This is a genomic window from Nocardioides sp., assembly GCF_036401255.1.
Lineage (GTDB): Bacteria > Actinomycetota > Actinomycetes > Propionibacteriales > Nocardioidaceae > Nocardioides.
This window is the reverse complement of the sequence record NZ_DASWVI010000169.1, coordinates 1-6,244: the sequence shown is the minus strand read 5'-3', so window position 1 is coordinate 6,244 and position 6,244 is coordinate 1. Positions and strand designations below refer to the sequence as shown.

General features: G+C 73.9%; 7 protein-coding genes. 1 reads left to right on the top strand and 6 read right to left on the bottom strand.

Going from position 1 to position 6,244, the window contains the following annotated elements; genetic code table 11:
• Positions 1-109: 109 nt before the first annotated feature.
• The 4 genes from VGD85_RS08075 to truA are packed head-to-tail and all read right to left on the bottom strand — an operon-like array spanning position 110 to position 2,627.
• Positions 110-592 carry a GtrA family protein gene (locus VGD85_RS08075; RefSeq protein WP_331062941.1) on the bottom strand — a complete coding sequence of 161 codons (483 nt, stop codon included), beginning with the start codon at positions 590-592 and terminating at the stop codon, positions 110-112.
• A complete protein-coding gene (locus VGD85_RS08070) occupies positions 589-1,098 on the bottom strand; it encodes a lecithin retinol acyltransferase family protein (RefSeq protein WP_331062940.1) in 510 nt (169 codons plus the stop codon). Before VGD85_RS08070 ends, VGD85_RS08075 begins: the two co-directional genes overlap by 4 nt.
• Before the next feature lie 43 nt (positions 1,099-1,141).
• The gene (locus VGD85_RS08065) at positions 1,142-1,756 is read right to left on the bottom strand and encodes a class I SAM-dependent methyltransferase (RefSeq protein ID WP_331062939.1); all 615 of its coding nucleotides are present in this window, start codon (positions 1,754-1,756) and stop codon (positions 1,142-1,144) included.
• Positions 1,749-2,627 (bottom strand): tRNA pseudouridine(38-40) synthase TruA, encoded by an 879-nt coding sequence (gene truA / locus VGD85_RS08060; protein WP_331062938.1) that lies wholly within the window; start codon positions 2,625-2,627, stop codon positions 1,749-1,751. The genes VGD85_RS08065 and truA overlap by 8 nt, the downstream gene beginning before the upstream one ends.
• A 39-nt stretch (positions 2,628-2,666) precedes the next feature.
• Here truA and VGD85_RS08055 point away from each other — a divergent pair, with 39 nt between their 5' ends.
• Positions 2,667-4,331: an FAD-dependent oxidoreductase gene (locus VGD85_RS08055; protein ID WP_331062937.1), complete on the top strand. Its 1,665-nt coding sequence runs from the start codon at positions 2,667-2,669 to the stop codon at positions 4,329-4,331.
• Between the two features lie 10 nt (positions 4,332-4,341).
• On the opposite strand, the gene VGD85_RS08050 is transcribed toward VGD85_RS08055, so the two are convergent.
• Both VGD85_RS08050 and VGD85_RS08045 read right to left on the bottom strand, forming a co-directional pair.
• On the bottom strand, positions 4,342-5,412 hold the full coding sequence (locus tag VGD85_RS08050; RefSeq protein ID WP_331062936.1) for a M36 family metallopeptidase: 1,071 nt from the start codon (positions 5,410-5,412) through the stop codon (positions 4,342-4,344).
• A 75-nt stretch (positions 5,413-5,487) separates the two neighbouring features.
• Positions 5,488-6,244 (bottom strand): PfkB family carbohydrate kinase (locus VGD85_RS08045; RefSeq protein ID WP_331062935.1); only part of this gene is annotated, 757 nt, incomplete at its 5' end.

Here is a 6,244-nt window from a genome sequence, read left to right as displayed (position 1 = left end):
GCGGCGCACGACCTCTACGTGGCGGCGGCAGCCGCCGCCGGCAGCGTCGCCGAGCGCGACCACCTCACCCGGCAGGCGGCACGCGTCCGCACCCGGTGAGGGCGGCTCGTCACGACCGGCCGGCGTCGAGCAGGGGCGGCGCGGTGCCGTCGGGGAAGACGTAGCGCCGGAAGACCCAGAACCGGGCGGCGGTGCCGAGACCCAGGCCGATCACGTTGGCCGAGATGTTGTCGGCCCACACCCCCTCCAGGCCGAGCACGTGGCGGCTCACGGCCAGGCAGAGCACCGGGATCGCCATCGTGGCCGCGCCCAGCGCGAAGAACCTGACGACGCTCGCGACCGGGTCGTCGCGCACGTCGCGGTGGTTGAACGCCCACAGCCGCAGGCCCGCGTAGGCGACCAGGCCGGCGACCGCGTTGGCCAGCACGTACGCCGTGACCGGGTGGTCGCGCATCGGAGCAGAGTCGACGAGCACGCCGTGGACCAGGGCATTGAACCCGAGGACGGACACCAGCGTGGCCAGGCCGCCGACCGCGAGGAATCGGACGGCCTCCCCGACCAACCGCCTCCCGGTGCTGCGCGCGGGCGTCACGCCGCCTCGTCCGCCGGAGCGCTCACCGGGCCGTGGAACCAGCGCCGGCGACGCAGCGGACGGGCCGCGACGTACAGGCCGGCCCCCGCCGTCCCGAGCAGGACCATGTGGGCGCCGGCCGACTCGGCGGTGACGATGGTCGCGAGCGCGCCCTGGGACCCGAGGAACCAGCGCCGCACCTGCGTGCTGGCGGCCCGTCCGGTGCAGCACCAGGCCGCGAAGTGCTCGCAGTTGTTGCGCACCAGGTGGTAGCCGGATGAGCCCAGCCGGGACTCCGCGTTCGCGATCGCCTCGTCGGCGCTCAGGCGCGTCTCGTAGGTCCGGACCAGCACCTCCGACCCGGCCGCGAACTCCTCGACCGGGGTGCGCGCGACGCGCCGGACGGTGCCGCGTGGTCCCACGTAGTGGATGACCGAGCCGTCACCGCAGTCGATCCCGTGGTGGGTGTAGCGGCGCCCGCGGCGGACGTAGACATGGTCGCCCCGCGCCATCCCGCTCGACTCCACCTTCCTCGCTCGATGAGTGCGCCTCGCGCCTCCAGCCCCGATCCTATGCCGTGCGTCCCGGCCCCGGGCGAGTCTCCAGCACCCGGAACCCCTTCGCGCTGGCGATCCGCTCGGTCGGCCAGCCCTGGTCGCCCAGCCAGCGCTGCAGCGAGTCCGCACCGAGGTTCTTGCCCACGACCATCACGGCACGCCCCCCGGGCGCCAGCCGCGGCAGCCAGGTCAGCAGCAGCTCGTGCAGCGCCTGCTTGCCGATCCGGATCGGCGGGTTGGACCAGATCTCGTCGTACGCCGCCTCCGCCGGCACCTGGTCGGGCCGCACGGCCGTGAACCGGTCGGCGAGGCCGAGCGCGGTCGCGTTCTCCCGGGCCAGCAGCAGTGCCCGCTCGTTGACGTCGACCGCGGTCACGCTCGCCCCGGGCACCGCCGCGGCGATCGCCAGGCCGATGACGCCGTAGCCGCAGCCGAGGTCCAGGATTCGCCCCGGTGCCGGCGGCTCAGTCTCGCGGAACAACACCGCGGTCGCGTGGTCGAGGTGACCGCGGCTGAACACCCCCGACCCGCTGACGAGCCGCAGCCGGCGGCCCCACACCTCGCAGGTGAACGCCTCGCGCTCGAACGGCGCCGCCGGGTCGGCGGTGAAGTAGTGGTCCTCAGGCATCGTCGGGGTCCCCTCGGAATCGCGGCCGGAGGAGCGAAGCGGGGGAGGTCCGCGATTCCGTGGGGTGTTCAGCCACCCGCTTCGCCCGGGTCTGCTGGGCCCGGGACGCGAGCTCCTCGTCCGGCGGGTAGGCGACCTCCTCCAGCGTGAGCCCGTGGGCGTGCACGACCGCGACCGCCGGGTCCCGCGCCTCGGCGCGCAGGATCTGCTCGGCCCACGCGACCGGCTTGCGGCCCTCGCCGACGGCGATCAGGCAGCCGACCAGCGCCCGGACCATGCTGTGGCAGAACGCGTCCGCCCGGACGGTCCCCACCAGCACCCCGGACGCCTCCCGGGACCAGGCCAGCTCCAGCAGCGTGCGGATCGTGGTCGCGCCCTCGCGCTGCTTGCAGAACGACGCGAAGTCGTGCCGGCCGACCAGGGCCGCCGATGCCGCGTTCATCGCCTCGACGTCCAGCGGCCGCGGCCAGGTGAGCACGTGCGTGCGCGTGAGCGGGTCGACCATGTCGGGTGAGTCCGCGATCCGGTAGGCGTAGCGGCGCCACAGGGCGCCGAACCGGGCGTCGAACCCGTCGGGCGCCTCGACCACGCGGCGCACCCGCACGTCCGCGGGGAGTCGTCCGTTGAGTCGGCGTACGAGCCGGGCCAGCTCGTCGGCCGTGACCCCGTCGGGCAGGTCGGCGTGCACCACCTGCCCGCGCGCGTGCACCCCGGCGTCGGTGCGGCCCGCGCACACGACCTCGACGGCCGGCACCCGCAGCACCGTCGCCAGCGCGGCGGTCAGCTCGCCCTGGACGGTCCGCAGCCCCGGTTGGGCCGCCCAGCCGTGGAAGTCGGTGCCGTCGTAGGCGAGGTCGAGCCGGATGCGCACGCCGATAACCCTATTGCGCGGCCTCCTTACGCTTCTCGGGTGAGCACCCCTGCGATCGTGCTGATCGGGTCCGAGCACCCCGACGAGCTGCTCGGTGGCTTCGCCCGCTACCAGCAGGAATACGACCTGCGTCTCGTGCGGTCCTGCCGCGAGGCGCTCGAGGCCACCCACGACATCGTGGCCGGCGGCGGCACCGTCGCCCTCTACGTCACCGAGTCCGTCGTCCCCGACGCGGACAGCGTCCTGCACGCCTTCCACAAGCTCCGGGAGAAGGTCCCGACCGCCCGACGGGTGATCGCCGCGCACTGGGACCGGTTCGTCGCCGACGGCCCCGGCCTGCGCGCCGGCATGGCGGCCGGCAAGTACGACGCGTACCTGCTGATGCCCCGCGGCATCCGCGACGAGGAGTTCCACCACGCGATCACCGACCTGCTGTCCGACTGGGGCTCGACGGTCCCCGACCCGGAGGTGGTGGCCGTCAAGATCGTCTCGCCCGCGCGCGACGCGCTCACGCTGGGCATCCGCGACTTCCTCGACCGGATGGGGATGCCGAGCCGGGTCTACCCGCCGGACTCCGACGGCGGTCGCTACGTCCTCGACCTGTGGGACGACGAGCCGGCGTACCCGCTCGTCTACGCGATCGATCGGCCGGTCGTCCACGCGACCTCGGTCCGTGACGTGGCGACGAGCCTCTACGGCGCCCCGACCGAGATCGACCTCGACCACGTCGTGGACGTCGCGGTCGTCGGCGGCGGGCCGGCGGGCCTGGCCGCCGCCGTCTACGCCGCGTCGGAGGGCCTCTCGACGGTGATCCTCGAGGCCGAGGCGATCGGCGGGCAGGCCGGCACCAGCTCGATGATCCGCAACTACCTCGGCTTCCCGCGCGGCATCTCCGGCATGCGGCTGGCCCAGCGGGCCCGCAACCAGGCCCTGCGGTTCGGGGCTCGGTTCTACACCGGGCAGGTCGTCGACGAGCTCCGGCCCGGGCTCGACGGCGACCCGCACGTGCTGTGCACCGACAGCGGCGAGGTCCGGGCACGGGCGGTCGTCATCGCCAGCGGCGTCGCCTACCGCAAGCTGCGCGTCGACCCGCTCGAGGAGCTGGTCGGCACCGGCGTCTACTACGGCGCTGCGATGACCGCGGCCCGCGAGATGGAGGGTCAGGACGTGTTCGTGGTCGGCGGCGGCAACTCCGCCGGACAGGCCGCGATGCACCTGGCGAGGTTCGCCCGCTCCGTCACGATCCTGGTGCGCCGGCCCGCGCTGGCCGAGACGATGTCGTCGTACCTGATCAACGAGATCGAGTACAACCCCCGGGTGTCGGTGCGCACCTGCACCACGGTGGTCGACGGCGGCGGCGACGGCCGACTCGAGTGGCTCTGCCTCGAGGACGTCCGCACCGGCGAGCGTGAGCGGGTGCCGGCGTCCGGCCTGTTCCTGCTGCTCGGCGCCGAGCCGCACTGCGACTGGCTGCCGCCGGCGATCGCGCGCGACGACCACGGCTTCGTGCTCACCGGTCGCGACGTGCCGCGCGAGCACTGGCGTGACGGCCTCCCACCGGCGGAGCTCACCACGACCGTTCCCGGCGTGTTCTGCGCCGGGGACGTGCGGTCGGGCTCGATGAAGCGGGTCGCCTCCGCCAGCGGCGAGGGAGCCTCCGTCGTCCCGCTCGTGCACGCGTTCCTGGCGCCGGAGCCCACCTAGGAGCCGGTGCCTAGAAGACGATGTGCCGGGCGGCGAATCCCGCCCGCACGGCGTCCGCGGCCTGCGTGCCCTGGGTGGCGAGCGCGGTGCGGTACGTCGCCTGCGCGGCGGCCGCGAAGTCCGTGTCCGGCGCGTAGTCGAACTGGCTCAGCACCAAGGTCCGGTCCCAGTCTCCCGAGCTGAGGCCGAGCGCCTCCCAACGCTGGCGGATGTCCCAGAGTGCCGCGCTCCAGATCATGCCGTCGTAGTGGACCTCGCCCCGGCGGTCCTCGAGCACCAGGTCGGTGTCGAGACGGCGCAGGCAGTGCGGGACGGTCGAGGTGTAGGAGGTGGCGTCCCAGTCCATCACGCACGGCGCCGGCGCGTTGACCGGCCACCCGTACTGCCGCGCGGCGTCGAGCCCGACCGTGACGGCCAGGTAGTCGCCGAACGCCTCGCCGATCGAGCCGGCGTCGAGGCTGGCCCCGAAGCCCGCCACCTGGGCGTCGTGGACCGCGTGGCCGTACTCGTGGACGATCACCTCGGCGTCCTCGGCGTCGTCGACGCCGCCCTTGCCGAGCCGGATGTAGTCGTGCTTGTCCCAGGAGTAGCTGTTGTCCTGGCCGTACTGGTCGATGCGCACGTCCTGGCTCTCGGCGTTCACCGCGGGCAGGGTGCTGCCGAAGCCGAGCGACTGGAGGTACTCCTGCGCCTGGTTGACCCAGAAGTAGGCCATCACCTGCTCGAACCTGTCGTCGTCGCGCAGGTAGTCGAACGTGTTCGCCGGGCTGTACGCCGGGGCTCCGGTCGTCGACCGGACGTTGACCCACGTCCCGCGCAGGTAGCCCGAGCCGTCGAGGTTGCGCAGCGGCACGGAGGCGTAGGCCGTGGCCGGCACCGCCGTGGCCGAGTCCTTCTGGTCGGTGAGGCCCTGGTCGCCGGAGGACTGCACGGGGTTGACCATGAAGACGCTGCCGGTGCCCTGGTCGCTGCCGCTGCCGGGCTTGGTGGCCGTGGCGGGAGCGCAGAGCGCGACGCCGCCGAGGGCGGCGGACAGGGCGCCGGCCAGGAGTGCGCGCTGGGTCGTACGACGGTTGTTCATCCGAGACTCGCAATCTGCAGGAGGAGTGATCGCCCCCGATCGATTGCGGTGGAATATATCCCCCGGGTGCCCGATTCAGTCCAGCTCATGGCGGTACGGCGGGTCCGCGCCCGGCCGGGACACCGTCACCGCGGCCGCCTTGGCGGCGTGCGCGAGCACCTCGGCGACGACCTCCGGCGCGAGGTCGCGCAGCTGCTCTCGGCGCGCGGCGCCCAGCAGGTCGCGCTCCCAGAGCGCGTCGATGACGGCCGCCCCGAAGGTGTCCCCGGCGCCGATCGTGTCGGCCACGGTGACCGGCAGCGAGGCCACCTCGACCACGCCCGCCCGGTGCACCCACGTCGCCCCGTCGCCCCCGCGGGTCACGACGATCGCCGCGGGACCGAGCTGCAGGAGCGACCGCGCGGCGGCCTCCAGCGAAAGGCCGGGATAGAGCGCGGCCAGGTCCTCGTCAGAGGCCTTCACGACGTCGCACAGCGCCGCCAGCCGCTCCACCAGGGCGACGACCTCGGGGCCGGTGCCGGTGATCGCCGGGCGCGCGTTGACGTCGTAGCTGATCGTGGCCTCCGCCCGGAGTCGATCGACCAGCGCCAGCACGTCGTCGGCGCCCGGCTCGAGCACGGCCCCGAGTGAGCAGGTGTGCACGACGAGCGGGGCCGGCTCGGCGTCGACCTCGGGGACCCGCCACTCGAGGTCGAACTCGTAGGTCGCGGCCCCGTCGGCGCCGATCGTCGCGGCCGCGGTGGCAGTGCGGGTCAGCACCTGCGGATCGCCCGCGAGCTCCACGCCCGCGGCGGCCACGTGGTCGGCCAGCACGCGGCCGCGCTCGTCGTCG